Raw genomic sequence first — 23,622 nt, 5'->3', positions numbered from 1 at the left:
GTGAAGACCGGGTGTCGGAAAGCGGTGAACCATTCGTCAGCACGAGCCCCCTGCCCTAATTCTCGCTGGGCAGGTTCCATAATATATCTTATGCGAACAGCGTTCATGGGGCCGGGAACGAGGCTCTGAACCCGGGTCCGGGACGGTTATCCGGCCGCTGTCCGGTCCGAGATCCGGCGCCCTGGTCCCGGCACCCTGGTCTACGCCGCCGTACCGTCCGGGTCGCCCCGGGCGAGGGCGTTTCAGGCAACCGGTTCGAGCGCCCTGCCCCGCGCCGTGCCGAAGCGCGCGAAGCGTAAGCTCAAGGTCGGCAGGATCAGGAGGTTGAGCACCGTCGAGGTGGCGAGGCCGCCGAGGATGACGATGGCCATCGGACCCTCGATCTCGCGGCCGGGCTCGCCGGCCCCCAGCGCCAGGGGCAGGAGGCCGAGGCCGGTGACCAGGGACGTCATCAGGATCGGCACCATCCGGTCGGCGGCCCCGAGCACCGCGGTGTCCCGATTCCAGGCCTGCCCCTCCTCCACCACGAGGTGCTCGTAATGGGCGATCATCATGATGGTGTTGCGCAGGGAGATCCCGAACAGGGTGACGAAGCCGACGATCGAGCCGAGCGACAGGACGGCGCCGGTGGCGAAGACGGCCAGCACCCCGCCCACGAAGGCAAAGGGCAGGTTGACCAGCACCAGCATCAGGTTGCGCAGGCTTCCCGTGACGATGGCCAGCAGCAGCACGATGCCGAGGCCGGCCAGCCCCGAATAGACCAGGAGGTCGCGCCTGGCCCGCGCCTGCGCCTCGGCCGAGCCGGCGAAGCTCACGTAGGTGCCGGGGGGCAGGGCCACCTCGCGGGCGATCTTGCGCTTGGCATCCGCGACGAAGCCGGCGACGTCGCGGCCCGTGACGTTGGCGGTGACCGCCTGGACCCGCTGCGCGCCCTCATGCTGCACCTGGTAGCGACCGGAGGTCTCGTAGATGTCCGCCACCTGGGCGAGGCGCACCACCCGGCCGCCGGAGCCGCGCAAGGGCAGGTCGCTCAAGGACGAGAGCCGTCCGCGCGTGGCCGAATCGAGGATGACCAGGACGTTGAACACCGCGTTGCCCGCATAGGTCTGGCCGACGATGTCGCCCTGGTAGGCGGTGCGCACCACCTCCATCACCTCGACGGCCGAGAGCCCCCAGTGGCGCAGGTCGTTGGGCCGCAGGCCGACATTGACCTGGGGGAGGCCGGCGGGAGAACTCTGCTGGATATCCGCCGCGCCCCGCACCTCGGTGAGTTCGCGGGCGATGTCGCGGGCGGCCGTCTCGATCGCCCCGAGATCGTTTCCGAAGACGTTGATCACCACCGGGGCGGTGAAGCCCGAGACCGTTTCCTCGATGCGCTCGGTGAGGAAGGTCTTGAGCGAGAAGGCGGCGCCGGGAAAGCCCGCCATCACGGCCCGGATGCGGGCCTCGGCCGCCCCCTGCCCCGCCCCGTCGAGGCCGGGTTCGAGGTCGATGTGGATCTCGCTGTAATGGGTGCCGGCGGTGTCCTGGCCGGCTTCGGCCCGACCGATCTGCGACGCCACCGCCCGGATGCCCGGGATCGCCTTCAGTTCGGCGGTGATGCGGCTGCCGAGCCGCATGGATTCCTGCAGCGCGGTGCCGGGTGCGGCCGCCAGGTGCAGGATCAGGTGGCCCTCCTTGAGATCGGGCAGGAAGGTCGAGCCGAAGAACGGCACGACCGCGGCGCCCGACAGGGTGACGAGGAGGCCGCAGGCGATGACGAGGCGCGGGAAGCGGTCGATCCGGGTCAGCACGCGGGCATAGCTGCGCCGCGCGACGCGCATCACCGGCGGATCGCGCGTATCGGCCTCGCGGCGCCCGGTGAGCAAGCCCATCGCCAGCGCCGGGGTCACCGTGAGGGCAACGGCGAGCGAGGCCACCACCGCGAGGATGTAGGCGAGGCTCAGGGGGCCGAACAGCCGGCCGGCGATGCCGGAGAGCGCGAGCACCGGCAGGAACACCAGCAGCACCGCGATGGTGGCGTAAGCGACCGCCGTACGCACCTCCAGGATGGCGTCGAGGACCACCCTCCCCTCGGGCCGCGGGCCGCCGAGGCGGCGGTTCTCGCGCAGGCGCCGGACCACGTTCTCGACGCCGATCACCGCGTCGTCCACCACCTCGCCGATGGCGATGGCGAGACCGCCCAGCGTCATGGTGTTGAGGCTCTCGCCGAGCGCCTGGAGCGCCACCACGGCGGCGATGAGCGAGAGCGGGATCGCCAGCGCCGAGATCACGGCGGTGCGCCAGTCGTACAGGAAGACGAACAGCACCACGACCACCAGGATGCCGCCGAGCCCGAGGGCCTGGAGCACGTTGCCGTTGGCGATGGCGATGAAGTTGGCCGGGCGGAACAGGTCGGCGTGCAGGGTCACGCCGTCGCGCGCCAGGGAAGGGCGCAGGTCCTCCAGGGCCGCCTCGACCCGGGCGGTGACCGCCCGGGTGTTGGCGCCGTACTGAGCGCCCACCATGAGGAGCACGCCGGGCCGGCCGTCGACCAGGGCGGCGGAGATCGCCGGCTCGCCGGTGGCGACCACGGTGGCGACGTCGGCCAGGGTCACGCTGGCCCCGCCCTCGTTGATCAGCACGGTGCGGGAGACCGCCTCGGGGCTCAGCGACTGGCCGTCGGTCTGGAGGGCGATGCGCTGGTTCGGGGTATCGACGAAGCCGGCGCCGCGCACGCCCGTGGCCTTGCGCGCGGCGGCGAGCACGTCATTGACCCCGATGTTGAAGCGCACGAGGTCGTTCGGGCGGATCTGCACCTGCAGCGAGCGCACCGCACCGCCGTAGACCGAGACTTGGCTGACGCCCGGCACGGCGAGCAGGCGCAGGCGGACCGTCCAGTCGGCGAGCGTCCGGAGGTCCATGTCGGAGCGCGTCTGCGTGGTCAGGCCGACCAGCAGCACCGTGCTGGTGGCGGAGGTGAGCGCCGTCATCGCCGGCGGCAGCACCCCTTGCGGCAGGCGGCCGGCCAGGGCGGTCAGCCGCTCGGTGACGAGCTGGCGCACCCGATAGACGTCGCTGCCGGCCCCGAAGGTCACGGTGATCACCGACAGCCCCTGGATCGAACTCGAGCGCAGGGAGACCACCCCCGGCAGGCCGTTGACCGCCACTTCCACCGGCTGGGTCACCAGCACCTCGACCTGCTCGGGGTTGAGGCCGGGGGCCTCGGTCTGGATCACCACGGAGGGGGGCGCGAATTCCGGGAAGACGTCGTACTGGGCATCCGCCAGCACCACGAAGCCGTAGGCGGCCAGCGCCAGGCTGAGCGCCAGGACGATGCCGCGAAAGCGCACCGCGAAGGCGACCAGCGCCGCCTGGGGGCCGCGGGGTCCTTCGGGGCCGGAACCCGGCGCCTCAATCGTCATCGACACCGCCCGAGACCTGGAGCTGGCTCTTCATCTCCTCGGACAGGAGCGCCTGCGCCCCCGAGAGCACGATCTCGGTGCCGCCGGGCAGATCCTCCACCACGTAGGCGTCGGCCGACATCGGCGTGTCGGCCTTCAGCCGGTGGCGGGCGAAGGCGTCGGGGCCGACCGCCCGGTAGATCCAGGCCGCCCCCTGCCAATGCACCACCGCGTCCTCGGGCACGCTCAGGCCCGTGACGCTGCGGTCGGCCGCCAGGAAGGCCAGCATGCTCATGCCGGGCAGGAAGCCGCTGTCGCCCGGCACGGTGTAGAAGAAACTCAGGCCCTGGATGCGCGGGTCCGTGCGGGTGGCGGGCGAGACGTAGGCCAGGGCCACCCGGGCGCTCTGGGGCGGCACCTCGGCGAAGGCCGCGGCCGGCGGCCCCTTCAGCGACTCCCCCGGCGGCAGGGTGACCTGGACCAGGAAGTCGGTCCGCTCGATCAGCCGGGTGACGATGGCCGAGCGCTCGACGATGGCCCGGCCGATCACCGGTCCCCATTCCTGCTGGGCGGTGGCCGAGAGGGTGCGCACCTGCGATTCCGCGGCCGCCAGCGCCGCCTGGTCGGTCTGGGCGGTGCCCCCGGCCGCCTCGACCTGCACGGTGGTGGCATAGGGGCCAAGGGTCCTGGCGCGCTGCAGGGCGCTGCGCGAGACGTCCGCACGGGCCTGGGCGGTCTGGAGCGCGGCCCGGGCGCTGGCATAGGCATTGGTCAGGTCGGTGACCCGGGCGAGGTCGAGGACGCTGCCATAGGCCTGCAACTCCTCCCGGTGGGCGGCCAGGGGACGGGCCTCGGTGACGAGGCCGATGCGGGCGCGCTCGGCGGCCGAGAGGCGCACCACGGTGCGGCCCTCCTCCACGGCGGTGCGCTGGGCCGGCAGGTGCGTGGGCTTCTCCGGCCCGGGGCGGGCCTGGAGGGCTTCGAGACGCTCGCGCAGCTCGCCGAGGAGGAGGGCGCCCTGCGGCGACACGGCGAGGCCGCCGAGACCGACCGCCAGGACGCCGACGAGGAGGAGGGATCGCCACGTCACCGGATGTCTCGCCCTCCCCCCTTGATCCGCGGTCGTATCGCCGCTGTGTTCCGCCCGGCATAACGGTGTTCACCCGCAGAGGGAATCGGCCTGCCGATCGATACCGGGGGATGGGTTCGGGCGCGGTTTCTCGCTTGGCTGCGGTTTCTCGCCTGGCCCCGGTTTCTCGCCTGGCCCCGGTTTCTCGCCTGGCCCCGGTTTCTCGCTTGGCTCCGGTTTCTCGCTTGGCCCCGGTTTCTCGCTTGGCTCCGGCTGTGGCCCCTGTTGATCAATGGGCGGCGGCCGCGGACGGATTTCGATGGCGGCGTTGCGCCGGACGGCCTGTCCCCGCGCGGCGGGGCGGGCTATCCCCCGGTCGCCGGCCGTGAGCCCGGTCGAGCCCAGGGAGATCCGCCCCATGTGCGTCCCGGAGACGCCCGCCGGACGCGCGGCCGAGCCCGCGGCCACGGCCTACCCGCTCCTCGTGTTCACGATGCTGCTCTGGGGTGGCAACGTGGTGGCGAGCAAGTGGGCGGCCGGCGAGGTCTCGCCCCAGGTGCTCACCTGCCTGCGCTGGGCCTTCGCCTGCCTCGCCCTGGCGTTGCCGGCCCGGGCCGGGCTCAAGGCGGAGTGGGGCCAGCTCAAACCCCACTGGCGTTCCGTGCTGCTGATGGGGGCCTGCGGCTACACCCTCTATGCCAGCCTGTTCTACGCCGCCGGCCTGTTCACCACCGGTATCAACATCGCCCTGTTCCAGGGGGCGATCCCCGTCCTGGTCATCCTCATCAATTACGGCGTCCACCGGGTGACGGTGACGGGTGCACAGGTCCTCGGCGTCGCCGTCACCCTGGCGGGCGCCGTGGTGGCGGCCACCCACGGCGACTGGCGGGTGCTGGCGACCTTCGCGTTCAACCGGGGCGACGTGCTGATGCTTTTCGCCTGCCTGCTCTATGCCGGCTACACCGTGGCGCTCGCCGGGAGGCCCAAGGTCTCGGGCCTGAGCTTCTTCACGGCGGTGGCGCTCTCCGCCCTCGTGACCTCCCTGCCGCCGCTCGCCGCCGAATGGGCCCTCGGCCACACCATCTGGCCGACGCCGAAGGGCTGGGCCATCGTGCTGTTCGTGGCGCTCGGCCCCTCGCTCCTCGCGCAGCTCGCCTTCATGCGCGGCGTCGAGCTGATCGGCCCGAACCGGGCCGGCCTGTTCGTCAACCTCGTGCCGATCTTCGGGGCCGGGCTCGCCATCCTGCTCGTGGGGGAGCCGTTCCGCTGGCACGAGGGCCTGGCGCTCGCCCTCGTCATCGGCGGCATCGCGATCGCGGAGCGGGTGGGGCGGCGGCGCTTGCGGTGAGGCGCCGACCGAGCCGCATCGGATGTCGCAGGTCGCGCGGCGAGATCGAAGGACGCGAGATTCAGGCGAGAGCCTTCAATCCGTGCTTCTGGACGACGCTCAGCAGCTTGAGCGCCATCCCGCTGGGCCGCTTGGCGCCGGTTTCCCACTTTTCGAACGTGCTCTCGCTCGTATTCAAATAGCGCGCGAAGACAGGCTGGCTGACGTTGTTGGCCTCACGGATCTGCTTGATCTGGGCGGGCTCGATGTCACTCGGCACAGCCAAATGGCGCGCATCGAAGTCGCGCATCGTCGCCTTGTCGAGGGCACCGACCTTGTAAAGCATGGCCGCGGACGTGTGGATCGCCTCGGAGGCCGCGTTCCTGAACCTCGCTTTCGTCGCCATGACAAATCCCCATGTGGTTCTCGTCTGCAATGAATTCGGCAAGTTGCGTCTCGAGCTTCAGTAGGGGCAACCTCCACGACGCTGTCGACGCCGGGGTTTCTCCCCTACCCACCCCCGCCCGCCGGCCGGCGCAGCTCGAACCGAGTCTCCGATTCCGCCGTGAAGTAGTCGAAATAGCCGCCGCGCAGGAGCGGCCGCATGGCGCCGGTGTCGACGAGGCCATCGCGGATGAAGCGGTCGTCGATGTAGATCGAGACCACCTGCCCGATCACCAGGAAGTGGGAGGCGTCGCTACCGTCGAGCGGCGTGAGCGGCACGGTCTGCAGCCACTTGCACTCCAGGGCGGCCGGCGATTCGGCGACCCGGGGCGGACGCACCTTTCGCGATGGCGCCGGGGTCAGGCCCGCGAAGGCGAATTCGCTCTCCCCGCGGGGCAGGGGCGCCGAGGTGGCGTTCACCGCTTCGCGCAGGTCGTAGGTCGCAAGGTTGCAGACAAACTCGCCGCCCTCCTCCGCGAAGGTCATGGCGTCCTTGCGCCCGGACGAGGAGAACATGACCATGTCGGGGCCGGCCGCCACCGCGTTGAAGTACGAGTAGGGCGCGAGGTTCACCGCGCCGTCGCGGTTCATCGCGCTGATCCAGCCGATGGGGCGCGGGGCCACCAGGGCCTTCAGCGGGTTGTGGGGCAGGCCCTTGGTCTCGGCGTCGTAATGCATGGCTGCGCCCTCAGAGCCGGGTGACGATGTCGGCGAGCGCCGGCCGGGGCCGGTCGGGCGGCACCTCCTGCGGGCGCCCGATATGGATGAAGCCGGCGAGCCGCTCGCGGGGCTCCAGGCCGAGAACGTCGAGGATGCGGCGGTCGTAGGCGAACCACTCGGTCAGCCAGGCCGTGGCGAAGCCCGCGGCGTTGGCGGCGACCACGAGGTTCATCGAGACCGCACCCGCCGACAGCACCTGCTCCCATTCGGGAATCTTGATGTGCGGACCGGCCCGCGACACCACCGCCACCACCAGGGGGGCGAGCGCGAGGCGGTTGCGCTCGAGGTCGAGGCGGACGGCGTCGGCCTCCGGATGGTCGGCGGCGTAGGCCTCGGCGATGGTGGCGCCGATGCGGGTGCGGGCCTCACCCGCGATCACCAGGAAGCGCCAGGGCGCCAGCTTGCCATGGTCCGGCACCCGCGACGCGAGGGTGAGGATCGTGTCCAGTTCGGCCGGATTCGGGCCGGGCTCCTCCAGGCGGAGCGGCGGAACCGAGCGACGGGTGCGCAGGAGATCGAGGGTGGCGTTCATGGGACCCTTGTGGTGAAATCCGCTGGACGGAACGGGGGCCACGGGGCGGGGCCGCCGCGCACACGCGATTCTGGCCTTGCCGCCGCCATCTTGGCCCCGCCATGGTCCGGCGCCGGGCGCGACGCCTCATGACGGATCGAGAGATGGCGCCGCTCGGCGCGAGATTCGAGACATGGCGCCTCGGCGCCGGATTGGCAACGCCGCGCCGGGCGCGGAGGAGTGACGGATGGTACGGGCTGGAAACCGGTGGGGTCTTCTGAGCGGCACCCTCCTGATCGTCGCCGCGCTGCCCGCCGGCGCCCAGGACGGCAACGCCTTTCACAACCGCATCGGGCCCAACCTCCCCTCCCCCTCGATGTCGGACCCGTCCGTGCCACCGCTGCCCGAGATGGCGAGCGCGGCCCTGAACCTGACGGCGGTGTTCGCCGGTGGCGACAAGCCGCTGCGCTCGGGGCTGGCCTGGCGCATCTACGAGGACCGGCCGGACGGGGCCAAGCCCGGCATCGTCGCCCGCTCCGAGGCGGCCGAGCCGAGTTTCACCCTGCCGCCCGGCAGTTACGTCGCCACCGTCACCTACGGCTATGCCAGCGCCTCGCGCCGCATCGCGATGGCGGGCCAGCCCGTCGCCGAACAGCTCAAGGTCAGCGCCGGGGCACTGAGGCTGTCCGGCGCCATCGGTGACGTGAAGCTCAGCGCCGACCAGCTCGCCTTCTCGGTCTTCGTGCCGATCGGGACGAATTCCGAGGGGCGCCTCGTGCGCAGCGGCGTCAAGGCCGGGGAACTCCTGCGCCTGCCCGAGGGCACCTACCACGTGGTCTCGACCTATGGCGGCTCGAACGCGATCCAGCGCGCCGACCTCAAGGTGGAGAACGGCAAGGTCACGGACGCCACCCTCAACCACCGGGCCGCCACCCTGACCCTGAAGCTGGTGGCGGCCGAGGGCGCCGAGGCCTTCGCCGGCACCGCCTTCAGCGTGCTGACGCCGGGCGGCGACACCATCCGCGAGGCCATCGGCGCCTTCCCGCAGGTGACCCTGGCGGAGGGCGACTACGTTCTGATCGCCCGCCACGACGGGCAGGTCTACACCCGCGAGTTCAAGGTCGAGAGCGGCCTGAACCGCGACGTCGAGGTCCTCGCCAAAGCCGGCTGAGGCGAAACGTCCGGAGGGACATCGCACGGATGACGCGACTGGCGATCGGCGCCCTCACCCTGCTCCTGGCAATGAGTCCGGCCCGCGCCGAGGTCACGGACGGCTCCGACCGGGAGATCGGTCCGGACATCACCGGCCGGGTGATCGCGCTGCTCGGCCAGGGGCTGAAGCATCCCGCCGCCGCCCGCTACAGCGGGCTTCGCGCCGGTCGCGCGGGGGCTGTCTGCGGCGCGGTCGACACCCCCAACCGCATGGGTAACCCGGTCGGACCCCGCCGCTTCGTCGCCGACCTCGCGGCGGGCATCGCCGGTATCGTTCCGGACGGGCCGGAACTGCGCAAGCCGGCGACGCCGCAGGATTACGCGGCCATGCAGCGCATCCTGGCCCTCTACGCGGCCAATTGCGCCACCTGATCCGGGCCTCTCCGGACAACATGGGCCGGAGGGAGCCGGACAGACTTCCGAGGCTTTCGTTTGTCGTGTCGGGATAACCGGTTGCCCCTGATCCCTGACAAACGCTACGGCGTCGGCGCCTCGCCGTGCTGGGCGTCGAGGGCGACGTTCGCGCTCGGCACGGTCTCGGCCACCGCATCCGCCCGGATGCGGTCCGGCGCGGTCGCCTCCGCCACCAGGGCCGCCAGGGTCTCGTCGAGGCCGCCGGTGCGGGTGTGCTGGCTGCCCAGGCGCCGCACCGAGACCGTGCGCTCCTCGCCCTCCTTGCGGCCGACGACGAGCATCACCGGCACCTTGGCCAGCGAATGCTCGCGGACCTTGTAGTTGATCTTCTCGTTGCGCAGGTCCGCCTCCACCCGCAGGCCCAGACGGGTCGCGGCGGCGACCACCTCGCGGGCGTAGGGGTCGGCGTCCCCCGTGATGGTGGCGACCACCACCTGCACGGGCGCCAGCCAGAGCGGGAAATGCCCGGCGAAATGCTCGATCAGAATTCCGGTGAAGCGCTCCAGCGAGCCGCAGATGGCGCGGTGGACCATGACCGGGGGCTTCTTGCCGCTCTCGGCATCGACGTAGAAGGCGCCGAAGCGCTCCGGCAGGTTGAAGTCGACCTGCGTCGTGCCGCATTGCCAGTCGCGCCCGATGGCGTCGCGCAGCACGTATTCGAATTTCGGCCCGTAGAAGGCGCCCTCCCCCGGGTTGATCGCGGTCCTGATCCGGCCGCCGGACTGCTCCTCGATCTGAGAGAGGACGCGCGTCATCACCTCCTCGGCATGGTCCCAGAGCGCGTCCGAGCCGACCCGCTTCTCCGGCCGGGTCGAGAGCTTCACCACGATCTCGCCGAAGCCGAAATCGGCATAGGTGGACAGGATCAGGTCGTTGATCTTCAGGCACTCGTCGGCGAGCTGGTCCTCGGTGCAGAAGATGTGGGCGTCGTCCTGGGTGAAGCCGCGCACCCGCATCAGGCCGTGCATGGCGCCCGAGGGCTCGTAGCGGTGGACCACGCCGAACTCGGCCATGCGTAAGGGAAGGTCGCGGTAGGATTTCAGGCCGTGCTTGAAGATCATCACGTGGCCGGGGCAGTTCATGGGCTTGAGCGCGAACCAGCGCTTGTCCTCGGCCTCGTCGCCGGCGCTCTGGGCCGCGAACATGTTTTCACGATACCAGCCCCAGTGGCCGGAGGTCTCCCACAGGGCCTTGTCGAGGATCTGGGGAGCGTTGACCTCCTGGTAGTCGCCGCGCAGGCGCCGGCGCATGTAGGCGATCAGCTCCTGGAACACGGTCCAGCCCTTGGCGTGCCAGAACACGACGCCCGGCCCCTCCTCCTGGAAGTGGAACAGGTCCATCTCCCGCCCCAGGCGCCGGTGGTCGCGGCGCTCGGCCTCCTCCAGGCGGTGCAGGTAGGCGTCGAGGTCTTCCTTCGAGGCCCAGGCGGTGCCGTAGATGCGGGTCAGCATCGGGTTGTTGGAATCGCCCCGCCAGTAGGCGCCCGCCACCTTCATCAGCTTGAAGGCGGTGCCGACCTTGCCGGTCGAGGTCATGTGCGGGCCGCGGCAGAGGTCGAACCAATCGCCCTGGCGGTAGACCTTGAGGTCCTCGCCGGGCGGGATCGCGTCCACGAGTTCGACCTTGTAGGCCTCGCCCTTCTCGGCGAAGAGCGCGCGGATGTCGTCGCGCTTCCAGACCTCCTTGGTGAAGGGGGCGTCGCGCGCGATGAGCTCGCGCATCTTCGCTTCGATCTTCGGAAAATCCTCGGGCGTGAACGGCTCGTCCCGGGCGAAGTCGTAGTAGAACCCGTTCTCGATCACCGGCCCGATGGTGACCTGCGTGCCCGGCCACAGGGCCTGCACCGCCTCCGCCAGCACGTGGGCGCAATCGTGCCGGATCAGCTCGAGGCTGCGCGCGTCGGTGCGGTCGAGGAACTCGATGCGGGCGTCCTGCGCGATGAGGTCGTCGAGGTCGCGCACGGTGCCGTCGAGCGCCATGGCGACGGTGCGCTTGGCCAGGGACTTGGCGATGCCCTCGACGACGGCGCGGCCGGTGATCGCGGCCTCGTAGCTGCGGGTGTTGCCGTCGGGGAAGGTCAGGGTCGGCATGGCCGAAGGCTCCTTGGAAGGCTCACTCCTGCGTACGCGGCAGGTAAGCGGGGCATGGCTGGTGGAGAGATGGCTGGTGGGGAGATGGCAGCGGGATCGGGCAAGCGGGATCGGGGAAGCAGGTTCTGGGCGGGCCCCGTAAGGTGCGCCGCGTCGGGCCGTTTAGACCTATTCCGGGCGTGAAGGAACGCGAATTCGCGCGTCCGGGAGCACGAGACCCCGACAGGACCGCCAAGCCGGGCCGGCCCGCACGGCCGCCCGTCCCGGTCGCTGACAATCGCCGGCGATCCTCAATCACCCGTGCGGTGTCGTGCCGGCCGATCAATTGACAAAGCCCGCTTGCGCCGACTTCTGCTGACGGATGGCCTTCCGTTAAGCGCGGTCGAGACCAGCAACGAAATCCAGAAAATCAGACAAGAGCCGGCCCCTCGGGGCAAAAAGGGCTTTCGCCGGGAGATACGTTCATGCCGAGCCCCGTACCGACGGCGCACCCCGAGGGCGTCGCGATCACCACGACGGCCCACCTGCCGGGGGTCCAGACCGGGACACGATTCTGGCCGCAGGGCTGGTGGCGTCTCGTCGACCTGCAGATCGGCATCATCCCGCTGCCGGTCTACCTCATCCTGGTGGCGCTGCTCTGGGTGCTTGCCTCGGAGGGCGAGATCAAGGCCGACGCGCCGACGATGATCGCCGTCCTGGTCCTCGGCGGCTTCACCTGCGCGGAGATCGGCAAGCGCCTGCCGGTCCTGCGCCAGATCGGGGCGGGGGCGATCTTCGCCACCTTCATCCCGTCGGCGCTGGTCTATTACCAACTGATCCCGGAATCGATCGTCAAGGCGATCACCGACTTCACCAAGTTCACCAACTTTCTCTACCTCTATATCGCGGCGATCATCGTCGGCAGCATCCTGGGCATGGACCGGACGGTGCTGATCAAGGGCTTCCTCAAGATCTTCGTCCCCCTCGGGCTCGGGTCCCTGGCGGCGGGCTGCGTCGGCACGCTCGTGGGCACCCTGCTGGGGCTCGGGGCGCACCACACCTTCTTCTTCATCGTGGTGCCGATCATGGCCGGCGGCGTCGGCGAGGGCGCGATCCCGCTCTCCATCGGCTACGGCAACATCCTCGGCCTGCCCGAGGGCGACGTCTTCGCGCAGGTGCTGCCGGTCGTGATGCTGGGCAGCCTCACGGCGATCATCCTGGCCGGCACCCTCAACTGGGTGGGCAAGCGCAAGCCGCATCTCACCGGCGAGGGCCGCCTGCAACCCGACACCGAGAACGACATGCAGGCGCGGGCGCCCGTCGAGACCGGTCCCATCGACGCCGCCACGGTGGCGGCGGCCGGCCTCACGGCGGTGACGCTCTACCTGCTCGGCGTGATGTGCCACCACCTCACCGGCCTGCCCGCCCCCGTGGCGATGCTGTTCCTGGCCGTGCTGGCCAAGCTCGCCAGCGCGGTCTCGCCCCGGCTCCAGGCCGGCGGCTTCATCGTCTACAAGTTCGTGCAGGTCGGCATGACCTACCCCCTGCTCTTCGCCATCGGCGTCTCGCTGACGCCCTGGGACAAGCTGGTGGCGGCCTTCACGATTCCGAACCTCATCACCATCGTGGCCACCGTCGTCACCCTGATGGGAACCGGCTACCTCGTCGGGCGCCGCCTCGGCATGTATCCGATCGAGACTGCGATCGTGAACGCCTGCCACAGCGGCCAGGGCGGCACCGGCGACGTGGCGATCCTCACCGCCGCCAACCGCATGGCGCTGATGCCCTTCGCCCAGATCGCCACTCGCATCGGCGGCGCCCTCACGGTGACGGGGACGCTGGTATTGCTGAAGTGGATCACGAAGGTCGGGTAGGCACGGCCTCCTCCCCGATCGCCTCGCAGGCGAAGGGCGAGGGCGGCGCGTTCACGCCGCGCCAGCGGCCGTAGCGCCACGGGGTCAATCCGGTGGCGCGCGCCGGCAGGGCCTCCGGCACCAGGTCGATGCCGTGGGTGCCGAGGGGACCGCAGCGGCAGATACGGGCGAACCCGATCCAGCCGCCTGCCCAGAGCCCGTGCCGCTGGATCGCCTCGTCGGTGTAGGTCGAGCACGAGGGCCAGTGCCGGCACTGGCGGCCGATCAGGCTCGACAGGGTGAGCTGATAGGCGCGGATCGCCCCGTGGGCGACGCGGCGGAGCCGCATGCTATTCCGCCGCCACCGCGCCGGCCTCGATCCGGTCGAGGGCCTCGACCACCGCGTCGAAGGTCAGCAGCGTCGAGGCGTGGCGAGCCTTGAAGTCGCGCACCGGCTCCAGCACGGCGAAGTCTGCCCAGGGGCCGCCGGGAGCGGGGCCGCCCTCCTTGAGCATCCGCCGCATCGCGGCGCGGACCTCGCGCAGTTCCTCCGCCCGCGCCCCGACCACGTGGCGGGCCATCAGCGAGGACGAGGCCTGGCCGAGAGCGCAGGCCTTCACCTCGTGAGCGAAGTCGGTGACCGTGCCGTCCCGCACCGCGAGGTCCACCGTGACGGTGGAGCCGCAGAGCTTCGAATGCGCGGTGGCGCTGGCATCGGGAGCGTCCAGGCGGCCGAGACGCGGGATGTCGGCGGCCAGTTCGAGAATGCGACGGTTGTAGATGTCGTCGAGCATGGAATTTCGATCCTATGGCCGTTCCGCCGGGACGACCGGGCGCGAAGCCGGCTTCCGATCCCGGAGATCTGATCCGCGCGGCCTGCATTGCGCGACGGCGCGATAACGACGATATAGGCCCCCACGCACCGTTTCGCGAGGAGGCGGCTCGTCGACCCGGGGCGCGCCCACGGCCAGGGTCGCGCCACGACAGGCGGCACCGTCCGGGCATCGGTCCATCTTACCCGACGGCCCATGGTTCGACGATGTACGCAAAGCCTGACAGCCACCCGATGACGACCCGGATCGCCCGGGCGGAAGATGCCATGGATGCCGCGCTCAAGTCCCTTTCCTACCGCCTGACCGAGACGGAGGAATCCGGGATGGAACCGACCCGCCAGAACGGCGCCCTGAACGCCATGCGCAACGACAACGCGCGCGGCCAGGCCCCTGCGCCCGAACCCGCTCCCGAGATCGCGCCCTTGCCCGCCTCCGCCCAGCGGGTGCCCGATGCCATCGCCACCGGCCGCCCCAGCCGCGAAGAGGCCGAGGCCGCCGTGCGCACGCTGCTGCGCTGGGCCGGCGACGACCCGAACCGCGAGGGCCTGCGCGACACTCCGGCCCGGGTGGTGAAGGCCTACGGCCAGATCTTCGGCGGCTACGGCCAGGATGCCGACGCGCTCCTCGAGCGGGTCTTCGAGGAGGTCGAGGGTTATTCGGACATCGTGCTGGTGCGCGACATCCCGTTCTATTCCCATTGCGAGCACCACATGGTGCCCTTCATGGGGCTGGCGCACATCGCCTATTACCCGACCAAGGGCGTGGTCGGCCTGTCGAAGCTCGCCCGCGTGGTCGACACCTTCGCCCGTCGCCTGCAGACCCAGGAGACCATGACGGCGCAGATCGCCGACGTGATCGAGAGCATCCTCAAACCCCGCGGCATCGCCGTGATGGTCGAGGCCGAGCATCTCTGCATGGCGATGCGCGGCGTCCAGAAGGCCGGCGTCTCCACCATCACCACCCAATTCCGGGGCGCCTTCCGCAACGATGCCAACGAGCAGGTGCGCTTCCTCACCCTCGTGCGCAACAAGTCCTGAGCCGATCCTTATGACCTCTTCCGTCCCCGAAACGAGCGCCTTCCCGAACCCGGGCGCCCGGGCCGAGGTCGAGGAAGGGGCCGTCTTCACCCCCCGGTTCGACGCCCACGGCCTCGTCTCCTGCATCGCCGTCGATGCCACCGACGGGCAGGTGCTGATGCTCGCCCACATGAACGCCGAATCGCTGGCCAGGACCCTGGAGACCGGCGAGGCCTGGTACTGGTCGCGTTCGCGCGGCGAACTCTGGCACAAGGGCGCCACCAGCGGGCAGGTCCAGCGCATCGTCGAGATGCGGGTCGATTGCGACCAGGATGCCGTGCTGATTCGCGTCGATGTCGGGGGGGATGGCGGCTGCTGCCACACGGGCCGGCGCGCCTGTTTCTATCGCCGCGTCGATCACGATCCGGTGACCGGACAGGGTGTCCTGAGCCCCGCCGACACCTGAGCCCGACGCGGTTTCTTGGACGCGGTTTCTTCGACGAGGTTCCTGCCCGGCATGATCCCGCCTCGAAACGTCCTGGCTCGCCTTCGCACATCCTGCCGAATCCTGTGTCGATGATGTGGGATGGCCTCTCCCCGGGGCGCTCGGCCCAGGTCGAGGTCCAGCGGATCGCGCCGGCGCGCCCGCGCTTTCCCCCCGGTGCCGTCGAGCCCGTGACCCCGCCGCAGGCTCCGGGGCCGCGCATCGGCCTCGCGCTCGGCGGCGGATCGGCCCGGGGCTGGTCGCAGATCGGGGTGATCGAGGTGCTGGAGGAGGCCGGCATCCACCCGGTCGTGGTGGCGGGCTGCTCCATCGGCGCCGTGGTGGGCGGCTGCTACGCGGCGGGCCAGCTCGGCCTTCTCAAGAGCTTCGCCCTGTCGCTGACCCGGCGCAGCGTCATGGGGCTGCTCGATCTCCGGCTCCGCTCCGGCCTCATCGCGGGCGACCGCCTGAGACGGCGCCTCCAGCACGACCTCGCCGACCGTCGCATCGAGGGGCTTCCGATCCGTTTCGCCAGCGTGGCCACCGACCTCGACAGCGGCGAGGAGGTCTGGCTCACCCGGGGCTGTCTGGTGGAGGCCCTGCGGGCCTCCTATGCCCTGCCGGGCATCTTCCCGCCGGTGCGCTGCGGCGGCCGGCTCCTCCTCGACGGGACGCTGGTCAATCCGGTTCCGGTGAGCATCGCGCGGGCGCTCGGGGCCGATCTGGTGATCTGTGTCAACCTCAACGGCGACCCGCGCTCCGGCGACCCGCGGGATGCGGTCCCAGCCCGGATCGCGGCCGAGCCTGTCGTCGCGCCCGCCCCGCGCCGGTCGCGGCGCTGGGGCCTGCGCCGTCCGGGACCGCGCGCCCAGACCGCCGGAGCCCAGATCGCCGGAGTCCAGACTGCCGGAGCCGAGGCCCCCGGGTCGGCGCACGGCCTCGCCACGCCCGGCATGGCGCGGGTGATGCTCGATGCCTTCAACATCACGCAGGACCGGATCTCGCGGGCGCGCCTCGCCGGCGATCCGCCCGACATCGCCATCGTGCCGCGTCTGGCGGAGATGGGCCTGTTCGAGTTTCATCGCGCGGCCGAGGGAATCGCCCTCGGCCGCGAGGCGGCGCGCGCCGCCCTGCCGCAGATCCGCAGCCTCGTGGCGGCGGCGGCCGCCCGGATCTGACCGGCCTCGGGGCTCCGGGGCAGGCCCGGCCCGGAAATCAGGCCCGGAAATCAGGCCCGGAAATCAGGCCCGGAAATCAGGCCCGGAAATCAGGCCCGGAAATCAGGCCCGGAAATCAGGCCATGGTGATGTAGTCGCGCATCGCCTGGTGTTCGGCCTCGACGGCCTCGATCCGGCGCTTGACCACGTCGCCGATGGAGATGAGCCCGGCCAGGCGCCCCTCCTCGACCACGGGCACGTGGCGGAAGCGGCCCTCGGTCATGAGATGCATGACCTCCTCGATGCTGCAGGCGCGGGTGCAGGTGGTGACGTCGGCGGTCATGTGCTCGGAGACCAGGGCGTCCAGGGCGTTGGCGCCCTTGGCGGCGAGCGCCCGCATGATGTCGCGCTCGGAGAGGATGCCGCGTACGGCCCCATCCGCATCGCTGACGACGACGGCGCCGATGCGCTTCTCGGCCAGGAGATGGATGGCCTCATCGAGACTGCGCTGCGGCTCCACCGTCACGACGGAGAGGCCTTTCTCGGCGAGGATGCGTGCAACGGTCATAGACATGTCCTTTCCCGGAATATCCCCATGATCGGGGGGCCGGATGGGCAGGGATGCCGGGCTTGGCCTGTGCGGCAGGCTGCCCGGCTCGGTCTATGGCGATAGTGTGGCCCGCGTGCGCACTTGGCAAGATCCCGCAGGATCAAGGAGGGAAAGAGCACGATAGTTCAAGGCGCCGGGACGGTCGGGAGGGGCTGCCCTCAGCGCCGGGCGCGGTCGATCAGCGGCAGCAGGAAGAAGCCCGCGAGGAAGCCGCCGAGATGCGCGTCCCAGGCGACCGACGTCGCCTCGGCCCCAAGCGGCAGGGCGATGATTCCGAACAGGAAGTTGGTGACGAGCCAGATCACCAGGAACACCACCGCGGTGCGGTTGCGCATCAGTTCCGGAATGGTCTGGAGCGGGGCGAAGGCCGGCCGCTGCCAGGGTGGGCCACCGGCATAGACGGGAGGCGGCTGGAACACGAAGCGCGCGGCTGCCGCCATCAGGGCGGAGACGCCTGCCGAAGCCCCGATCAGGGGGGCGGTGCTCAGGGGATCGAGGAGGACGTGGAGGATGCCGCCCGCCACCGCGCCGACCAGGCCGACCAGGCCGTAGCGCCAGGCCCCGTAGCGGCGGGCCACCGGCGCCCCGAAAGCGGCAAGCCAGACGGTGTTGAAGATGACGTGCATCCACGAGCCGTGCAGCAGCGCGTAGGTGGCGAAGGTCCACGGCATGGCGGCGGGATCCGCCACCACGTAACGGGCGAAGGCCTGCCGCGCCTCGACCACGTCGGGGTCTCCCGCCAGGGTCGAGGCCGCCCGGAGGAGATCCTCGGCCCGGGCCGGATCGAGGGCCACGCTCCAGCGGCCCGGGATCAGCGCGAGGTCGATCAGCGCCGCGATGTCCCAGGTGTCCGGCAATACGAACTCCCGCAGGGCATGGATGCCCACGAGCACGCCGATCGACGCGCTGACCACGCCCGGCATGTTGAAGATCGGAACGCGGTTCTGCGGCGGCAGGTCGGGGGTGGCATCCATGCGGCCACCATGTCGGGGTCGGGTGCGGCGCGGCAAGTCCTGCAATGCCCGAAACCACCCTGCAATGCCCGAAACCGCCCTGCCCTGCCCGAAACCAGCCCCCCTGTGCTCGAAGGCCATTGTGAGGAACACGAAGGTCCGCCGGGCCGCGACCCGGACACCGGGCCTGAATTTGCCGGTGGACAACCGGGCCTGCGCATTAACCTTGATCAGAGGTTAAGGCGGCGCGTCGATCTTGATCGGCATACACTCTGCGCCGACCCGGCACAGACTCCGCGGGCAATCCCAGATTGCTCCCGAAGCCGCCCAATTCGAGAAGGTCCTTTGCCGGACCGTGCCATTGTGGGATCTCATGAAGCATCCGACCAGCCGCATGCTCCACGCCTACTGGGATCGTCTGCGTCACGCGCGCGCCGCGCCGGAGCGCAGCGAGATCGAGCCCGGCGAGATCCGGAACCTGCTGGCGGACAGCCTGATCCTCGAGGTCGACATGGCCCGCGGCGCGGCCTCGGTCCGGCTGGCCGGGACCCATGTCTGCGCCCTGTTCGGACGGGAACTCAAGGGCCGGGATTTCGCCGGACTCTGGGGCGTGCCCGACGCTGATCCCTGGCTGCTGGTGGAGGCCGTGGCCCTCGACACGGTCGGGGTGGTGGCCGGCCTGCAGGGTCTGACGGAGCGTGACGAGACCATCGATCTCGAACTGCTGCTGCTGCCCCTGCGGCACCATGGCGAGACCCAGACCCGCATCCTCGGGGCGCTCAGCCCGACCTGCGTGCCGCATTGGCTCGGGATACGGCCCCTGACCCGGATGCGCACGACCTCCCTGCGCATCCTCGGCCACGAGACCGTGCCGGCCTATCAGGATGCCAGGGCCACCCTCGACGACCTGCCCGAGCCGGCCAACGATTCCGCCCCGTTGCGGCGCGGCCATCTCCTGGTCCATCCGGGCGGACGCGCCTGATCGAGGCGGCCGGCCAGCGGCGGAAGGATAATCCGACAAAACTTTGGTAACCATCGGCAGGTAGCGTGAAGCCGCTTGAATCCTCGAAGCGAGTCGCCCCGCCATCATGATCGAGGACGTCGAACGTTCCGCCGGGCTGTTGGCCCGGGATCGACGCAGTCCGGACCTGCGTCGGCACCATCGCGTCAAGGTCTCGATACTCGGGCGCTACATGCTGGCCGACCGTCGGGAATATCCCTGCCAGACCGTCGACATGTCGCCGGGCGGGGTCAGCCTGACCTGTGCGGTCATGGGCGCGCTCGGTGAGCGCGTGGTGCTCTACCTCGAGCATGTCGGCCGGATCGAGGGGACGATCGCACGCCTGATTCCCGGGGGCTTCGCCGTCCGGCTCAACGCCACCCCGCGCAAGCGCGACAAGATCGCCTCGCAACTCACCTGGCTCGCCAACCGCGAGAACCTCGGTCTGCCCGAGGGCCGCACCCACGAGCGCCTCACGCCCCTGGTCACGGGCGTCGTCCTGCGCCTGGAGAGCGGGCGCGAGGTCGCGGCCCGGATCATCGACATCTCGATGTCGGGCGTCGCGCTCACCACCGCCAGCACCCCGGCGATCGGCGTGAGCCTGATGGTCGGGCGTACGCCCGGGCGGGTGGTGCGCCATTTCGAGGGCGGTATCGGCGTGCAGTTCATGCTGCCGATCTCGCCCGACCTGTTCCACGAGGGCCTGACGCTCTAAGATCCGCGCGCCGCCCCGTGCTGTCCCGTCCTGCTGCCTACGCCTCGGTGAGGGGCAGGCTGCGGCTGTTCGGGCTCCAGGACAGGTCCGGCGTCGTCGCGAAGAGGCGCTTGTGGGCGAGGGCCGCATAGGTATCGGTCATGCCGGCGATGTAGTCGGCGACCCGGCGGGCGATGCGACCCGGCTCCGCTTCCGCCAACCCGGCCGACCATTCCTCCGGCATCGCGCCGGGCTCGGCCGTGAAGCGCGCGAACAGGTCGGCCACGATGATGTTGGCCTTGGCCCGCACCGCGAGCACGCCGGGGTGGCGGTACATCCGCGCGAACAGGAAGGTCTTGATCGCCGCGTCCGCCTCCGCGATCGCCTCCGAGAAGGCGATGACCGGCGCCTGCGCCGCCCGGATGTCGCCCACCGAGGACGGATTGAGGGCGTCGATGCGCCGGGTGCTCTCGGCGATCACGTCCTCGACGAAGCGGGTGATGACCCGCCGCGCCAGCTCGTGAATCTTTCGCGAGGACTCGAGGTTTGGATGGAGGCGGTCGATCTCGGTCAGCAGGTCGCGCAGGAACGGCACCTCGGCGAGGTCCGCGAGATCGAACAGGCCGGCGCGCAGGCCGTCGTCGAGGTCGTGGCTGTCGTAGGCGATGTCGTCGGCGAGCGCCGCCGCCTGCGCCTCGGGGCCGGCGAAGCGCGCCAGTTCGAGGTCGTTGAGGGCGTTGTACTCGAGGATCGCCGCCGGGATGCCGCGGCCGATCCAGCGTCGGGTCGGCCGGCCATCCGGCTCCAGCAGGGGGCCGTTGTGCTTGACCAGGCCCTCCAGGGTCTCCCAGGCGAGGTTGAGCCCGTCGAAGCCGGCGTAGCGCCGCTCCAGCCGCGTGACGATGCGCAGGGCCTGGGCGTTGTGGTCGAAGCCGCCATGGTCCGCCATGCAGGCGTCCAGGCTGTCCTCCCCGGTATGGCCGAAGCAGGTGTGGCCGAGGTCGTGACTCAGGGCCAGCGCCTCGGCGAGATCCTCGTCGAGGCCGAGCGCCCGGGCCAGGGCCCGAGCGATCTGGCTCACCTCCAGGGTGTGGGTCAGGCGCGTCCGGTAATGGTCGCCCTCGTGATGGACGAAGACCTGGGTCTTGTGCTTGAGGCGCCGGAAGGCCGAGGAATGGATGATCCGGTCGCGGTCGCGCTGGAAATCGCTGCGCGTCGGGGAGATCGCCTCCGGGATCAGGCGCCCGCGCGTGGCCGCCGGGTCGGTGGCATAGGGCGCGCGCCAGCGCTCGCCACGCCGCTGGGGCGCCTCATCACGCCGTTGGGGTGCCTCGTCACGCCGCTGCGGCGCCTCGCCCTGCCCTGTCGAATCCGCCTGCATCACGCTCCGTCGCTCCGCATCCGGTGTCCTGACGTCCCGCCGCGTTGCAGCATCAGGGTCCCCGGCATATCTTGTATCGCATAGCAGTTGTTCCAACGTCGTCCGGGCCACGATCGGCCGGGGCGGCCGGCGGATCTCGAGACCACCCCGCGAGAACACCCCGATGGCCGACATCACCCTGACGCCCCGCGCCGCCAAGCGCATCAACGAGATCATGGGCGCCGAGCCGCCCGGCGCCTCCCTGCGGATCAGCGTGAACGGCGGCGGCTGCTCGGGCTTCTCCTACGCCTTCGACATCGAGAAGGCGCGGGCTGCCGACGATATCGCCATCGAGCGCGACGGTGCCACCGTCCTCGTCGACCCGATGTCGCTGGAATACATGAGCGGCGCGACCATCGATTTCGTGAACGACCTGATCGGGCAATCCTTCAAGATCGAGAATCCCCAGGCCACCGCCTCCTGTGGCTGCGGAACCTCGTTCTCCCTGTGAATGAGGTGCGGTCCCCGCGTGGGGCCGCCCCGCGATTGCCTCCCGCGTGAAACTGCGGCACGGAAGAGGCCCTCTCTCCGACGCCTCCGGGCTCCTCTCCCGGAACGCGATCCTTCGAAGCGCCTCTTCGCCAGCGATCCGGATACGCCCATGACCTGCTCGAAAGGCCGCCCCCTCCGTGCGTGGGCGACCGGTGTCTCGGCCTGCGTCCTCGTCCTCCTCGGCGCGGGAATCGGCGCCGGGTCCGGTGCGGCTCAGGCCCAGGAGGCGGCCTCGGCGGTGCAGGACGTGACCCTGCAGGACGTGACCCTCGCCTTCGGCGAGACGGTGCTGAAGGCGCCCCGCATCACCGCCAGCGGGACCCGACTCTCCAAGGACGAACTCTCCGCGCTGCTGAAGGGGGGAGCCGGCGAATCCTGGCCCGCCCGCCTCGTCCGGCTCGATGCCGCCAGCCTGGCCATTCCCGAATTGCGGGTCGAGCGCACGGCCGCGGCCGACGCGACGCCGGTGGTGACCTATCGCGATGTGGTCGCCCGCGACGTCCGGGCCGGGCGCATTGCCGAACTCACCGCGGCGGGCGCCTCGATCCTGGTGGCGGGCGGTCCTCAGAAGGGGACCGGCACCTACGGGCGCATGCGGGCGACCGACCTCGACCTGACCGTGCTCGCCCGCCTGTACGGCGAGCCGGGCGACGGCAAGAGTGCCCTGCAGCGGATCTACGCCACCTTCGCGGTCGACGACGTGGCCTACGTGGACGCCCGGGGCACGGCCGTGAAGATCGCCCGGATCGAGGGCCGAGACCTCAGCGGGCGACAGATTCCGGCGACCTGGACCGGGGCGCTCCAGGCCTTCACGGGGCTCGATTACGAGCGGATCGCCCCTGCCGAACGCGCGCGGCTGATGGTCCTCGGCGCCGATCTCGCCGAGGCGGTCTCGGTCGGCGCCCTGGAGGCCACCGGCCTCAGCGTTCAGGAAGCCAAGCCCCGCGATGCCTTCAGCCTCGGCGTCGCCCGCCTGGAGATGACAAGCGCGGGCCTCCACCTGGAGGACATCACCTTCGCGGGGATCGACGGCGCCAAGGCCCGCCTCGCCCGGCTCTCCCTCGACGGCTTCTCGCTCGCTCCGACCGTCGCGGCCCTGCGCAAGCTCGCCGCCCTGACCACGCCGCCCGCGGAGGCGGACCTGCGCCTGCTGACGCCCGCCCTCGGCACCCTGGCGCTGAAGGATCTCAGCCTCGATCTGCCGGCCGAGCCGCAGAACGGACGCGACCCGGTCCGTGACCCAGCGCGCGACCCTGGCGACAAGGCCGCCGCCGCGCCGATGCATGTGGGCCTGCGCGACGGCTCGCTGAACTTCGCCGCCCCGCGCGACGGGGTGCCGACCGCCGGGCGCCTCAGCCTGTCGGGCCTGACCCTGCCGGCCTCGGCGGTCGCGGGGGTGCCGGGCCTCGGCTCGCTGGGCCTCTACGGCTACCGCGACCTCGATCTCGCCCTCGTGGCCGACACTGCCTGGGACGAATCCGCCCGTGAGCTGAAGCTCGGCGAGGTCTCGGTCTCCGGCAAGGACATGGGCAGCGTCCGCATCAACGGCATGATCGGCGGCATCGGCCCGGAGGTCTTCAATCCGGACGTGGCGGTGTCGAGCTTCGCCATGCTGTCGGCCACGGCCAAGGCCCTCGACCTCACCATCGAGAATACCGGGCTGTTCGACCGCTTCATCGCCGCCCAGTCGAAGGTGCTGAGCCTGAAGCCCGAGGAGCTGAAGCAGGAATACGTCACCGCCAGCACGTTCGGCGTCCCCGCGATTCTCGGCAATTCGGCGGGCGCCAAGGCCATCGGCACCGCGATGGGTCAGTTCGTGACGAAGCCCGGCACCCTCTCGCTCAGCCTGCGGCCCAAGAACGGCACCGGCATCGGCATGCTGGAATTCAGCGCCGCCCCGACCCCGGCGGCCCTGTTCGACCGGCTCGAGGTCAACGCCAAGGCGAACTGACAGAGGGCGA

The 23,622-nt window shown here is 70.7% G+C and carries 22 protein-coding genes; 11 read left to right on the top strand and 11 right to left on the bottom strand.

The window, feature by feature from the left end; translation table 11 throughout:
• Positions 1-242 precede the first annotated feature (242 nt).
• Together ASF57_RS21325 and ASF57_RS21320 are read right to left on the bottom strand one after the other, a co-directional pair.
• The gene (locus tag ASF57_RS21325) at positions 243-3,404 is read right to left on the bottom strand and encodes an efflux RND transporter permease subunit (RefSeq protein ID WP_056487124.1); all 3,162 of its coding nucleotides are present in this window, start codon (positions 3,402-3,404) and stop codon (positions 243-245) included.
• Positions 3,394-4,473 carry an efflux RND transporter periplasmic adaptor subunit gene (locus ASF57_RS21320; protein ID WP_056487122.1) on the bottom strand — a complete coding sequence of 360 codons (1,080 nt, stop codon included), beginning with the start codon at positions 4,471-4,473 and terminating at the stop codon, positions 3,394-3,396. Before ASF57_RS21320 ends, ASF57_RS21325 begins: the two co-directional genes overlap by 11 nt.
• 397 nt (positions 4,474-4,870) lie before the next feature.
• On the opposite strand from ASF57_RS21320, the gene ASF57_RS21315 reads away from it, so the two are divergent.
• Complete coding sequence (locus ASF57_RS21315; RefSeq protein ID WP_056487119.1) at positions 4,871-5,800, top strand: DMT family transporter; 930 nt, start codon at positions 4,871-4,873, stop codon at positions 5,798-5,800.
• Between the two features lie 61 nt (positions 5,801-5,861).
• Here ASF57_RS21315 and ASF57_RS21310 read toward each other — a convergent pair whose 3' ends face one another.
• The 3 genes from ASF57_RS21310 to ASF57_RS21300 form a co-directional block, all read right to left on the bottom strand.
• Positions 5,862-6,185: a DNA-binding transcriptional regulator gene (locus tag ASF57_RS21310; RefSeq protein ID WP_056487116.1), complete on the bottom strand. Its 324-nt coding sequence runs from the start codon at positions 6,183-6,185 to the stop codon at positions 5,862-5,864.
• 104 nt (positions 6,186-6,289) lie between these two features.
• The gene (locus tag ASF57_RS21305) at positions 6,290-6,901 is read right to left on the bottom strand and encodes a flavin reductase family protein (RefSeq protein WP_056185496.1); all 612 of its coding nucleotides are present in this window, start codon (positions 6,899-6,901) and stop codon (positions 6,290-6,292) included.
• 10 nt (positions 6,902-6,911) lie between these two features.
• Positions 6,912-7,475 (bottom strand): nitroreductase, encoded by a 564-nt coding sequence (locus tag ASF57_RS21300; RefSeq protein ID WP_056185493.1) that lies wholly within the window; start codon positions 7,473-7,475, stop codon positions 6,912-6,914.
• A 226-nt stretch (positions 7,476-7,701) separates the two neighbouring features.
• On the opposite strand from ASF57_RS21300, the gene ASF57_RS21295 reads away from it, so the two are divergent.
• Positions 7,702-8,625: a hypothetical protein gene (locus ASF57_RS21295; RefSeq protein ID WP_056487113.1), complete on the top strand. Its 924-nt coding sequence runs from the start codon at positions 7,702-7,704 to the stop codon at positions 8,623-8,625.
• A gap of 29 nt (positions 8,626-8,654) precedes the next feature.
• Positions 8,655-9,038 carry a hypothetical protein gene (locus tag ASF57_RS21290; protein ID WP_056185487.1) on the top strand — a complete coding sequence of 128 codons (384 nt, stop codon included), beginning with the start codon at positions 8,655-8,657 and terminating at the stop codon, positions 9,036-9,038.
• A 104-nt stretch (positions 9,039-9,142) separates the two neighbouring features.
• Here ASF57_RS21290 and thrS read toward each other — a convergent pair whose 3' ends face one another.
• Positions 9,143-11,170 (bottom strand): threonine--tRNA ligase, encoded by a 2,028-nt coding sequence (gene thrS, locus ASF57_RS21285; RefSeq protein ID WP_056185484.1) that lies wholly within the window; start codon positions 11,168-11,170, stop codon positions 9,143-9,145.
• A 464-nt stretch (positions 11,171-11,634) separates the two neighbouring features.
• Here thrS and ASF57_RS21280 point away from each other — a divergent pair, with 464 nt between their 5' ends.
• Positions 11,635-13,023, top strand: coding sequence for a 2-hydroxycarboxylate transporter family protein (locus ASF57_RS21280; protein ID WP_082504258.1), 1,389 nt, complete (start codon positions 11,635-11,637; stop codon positions 13,021-13,023).
• Here the strand turns inward: ASF57_RS21280 and yidD are convergent.
• Complete coding sequence (gene yidD / locus ASF57_RS21275) at positions 13,007-13,351, bottom strand: membrane protein insertion efficiency factor YidD (protein ID WP_056487110.1); 345 nt, start codon at positions 13,349-13,351, stop codon at positions 13,007-13,009. The two genes, ASF57_RS21280 and yidD, sit on opposite strands and share 17 nt — an antisense overlap.
• Before the next feature lies 1 nt (position 13,352).
• Positions 13,353-13,796: an iron-sulfur cluster assembly scaffold protein gene (locus tag ASF57_RS21270; RefSeq protein ID WP_056185479.1), complete on the bottom strand. Its 444-nt coding sequence runs from the start codon at positions 13,794-13,796 to the stop codon at positions 13,353-13,355.
• Between the two features lie 245 nt (positions 13,797-14,041).
• Here ASF57_RS21270 and folE point away from each other — a divergent pair, with 245 nt between their 5' ends.
• From folE to ASF57_RS21255, 3 genes are all read left to right on the top strand, one after another.
• On the top strand, positions 14,042-14,872 hold the full coding sequence (gene folE / locus ASF57_RS21265; protein ID WP_056487107.1) for a GTP cyclohydrolase I FolE: 831 nt from the start codon (positions 14,042-14,044) through the stop codon (positions 14,870-14,872).
• Positions 14,873-14,882: 10 nt separating this feature from the next.
• Positions 14,883-15,317, top strand: a complete 435-nt coding sequence (hisI, locus tag ASF57_RS21260) for a phosphoribosyl-AMP cyclohydrolase (RefSeq protein ID WP_056487104.1) — start codon at positions 14,883-14,885, stop codon at positions 15,315-15,317.
• A 113-nt stretch (positions 15,318-15,430) separates the two neighbouring features.
• Positions 15,431-16,513 carry a patatin-like phospholipase family protein gene (locus tag ASF57_RS21255; RefSeq protein ID WP_056487495.1) on the top strand — a complete coding sequence of 361 codons (1,083 nt, stop codon included), beginning with the start codon at positions 15,431-15,433 and terminating at the stop codon, positions 16,511-16,513.
• Between the two features lie 115 nt (positions 16,514-16,628).
• On the opposite strand, the gene ASF57_RS21250 is transcribed toward ASF57_RS21255, so the two are convergent.
• Complete coding sequence (locus ASF57_RS21250; protein ID WP_056487101.1) at positions 16,629-17,060, bottom strand: CBS domain-containing protein; 432 nt, start codon at positions 17,058-17,060, stop codon at positions 16,629-16,631.
• A gap of 200 nt (positions 17,061-17,260) precedes the next feature.
• The gene (locus tag ASF57_RS21245) at positions 17,261-18,076 is read right to left on the bottom strand and encodes a rhomboid family intramembrane serine protease (protein WP_056185465.1); all 816 of its coding nucleotides are present in this window, start codon (positions 18,074-18,076) and stop codon (positions 17,261-17,263) included.
• Between the two features lie 352 nt (positions 18,077-18,428).
• Between ASF57_RS21245 and ASF57_RS21240 the strand changes: the two genes are divergently transcribed.
• Positions 18,429-19,037, top strand: coding sequence for a PAS domain-containing protein (locus tag ASF57_RS21240; RefSeq protein ID WP_056487098.1), 609 nt, complete (start codon positions 18,429-18,431; stop codon positions 19,035-19,037).
• Positions 19,038-19,143: 106 nt separating this feature from the next.
• Complete coding sequence (locus ASF57_RS21235; RefSeq protein ID WP_056487095.1) at positions 19,144-19,770, top strand: PilZ domain-containing protein; 627 nt, start codon at positions 19,144-19,146, stop codon at positions 19,768-19,770.
• Positions 19,771-19,807: 37 nt separating this feature from the next.
• Here the strand turns inward: ASF57_RS21235 and ASF57_RS21230 are convergent, their stop codons facing one another.
• Positions 19,808-21,133 (bottom strand): deoxyguanosinetriphosphate triphosphohydrolase, encoded by a 1,326-nt coding sequence (locus tag ASF57_RS21230; protein WP_244477053.1) that lies wholly within the window; start codon positions 21,131-21,133, stop codon positions 19,808-19,810.
• Between the two features lie 160 nt (positions 21,134-21,293).
• Between ASF57_RS21230 and erpA the strand changes: the two genes are divergently transcribed.
• Positions 21,294-21,620, top strand: a complete 327-nt coding sequence (gene erpA / locus ASF57_RS21225) for an iron-sulfur cluster insertion protein ErpA (protein ID WP_056185457.1) — start codon at positions 21,294-21,296, stop codon at positions 21,618-21,620.
• A gap of 150 nt (positions 21,621-21,770) precedes the next feature.
• A complete protein-coding gene (locus tag ASF57_RS21220) occupies positions 21,771-23,612 on the top strand; it encodes a hypothetical protein (protein ID WP_056487092.1) in 1,842 nt (613 codons plus the stop codon).
• Positions 23,613-23,622 lie beyond the last annotated feature (10 nt).

This window comes from Methylobacterium sp. Leaf117, from assembly GCF_001422985.1.
GTDB lineage: Bacteria > Pseudomonadota > Alphaproteobacteria > Rhizobiales > Beijerinckiaceae > Methylobacterium.
The sequence above is the reverse complement of the archived record's forward strand: the minus strand, read 5'-3'. Positions and strand labels throughout refer to the sequence as shown.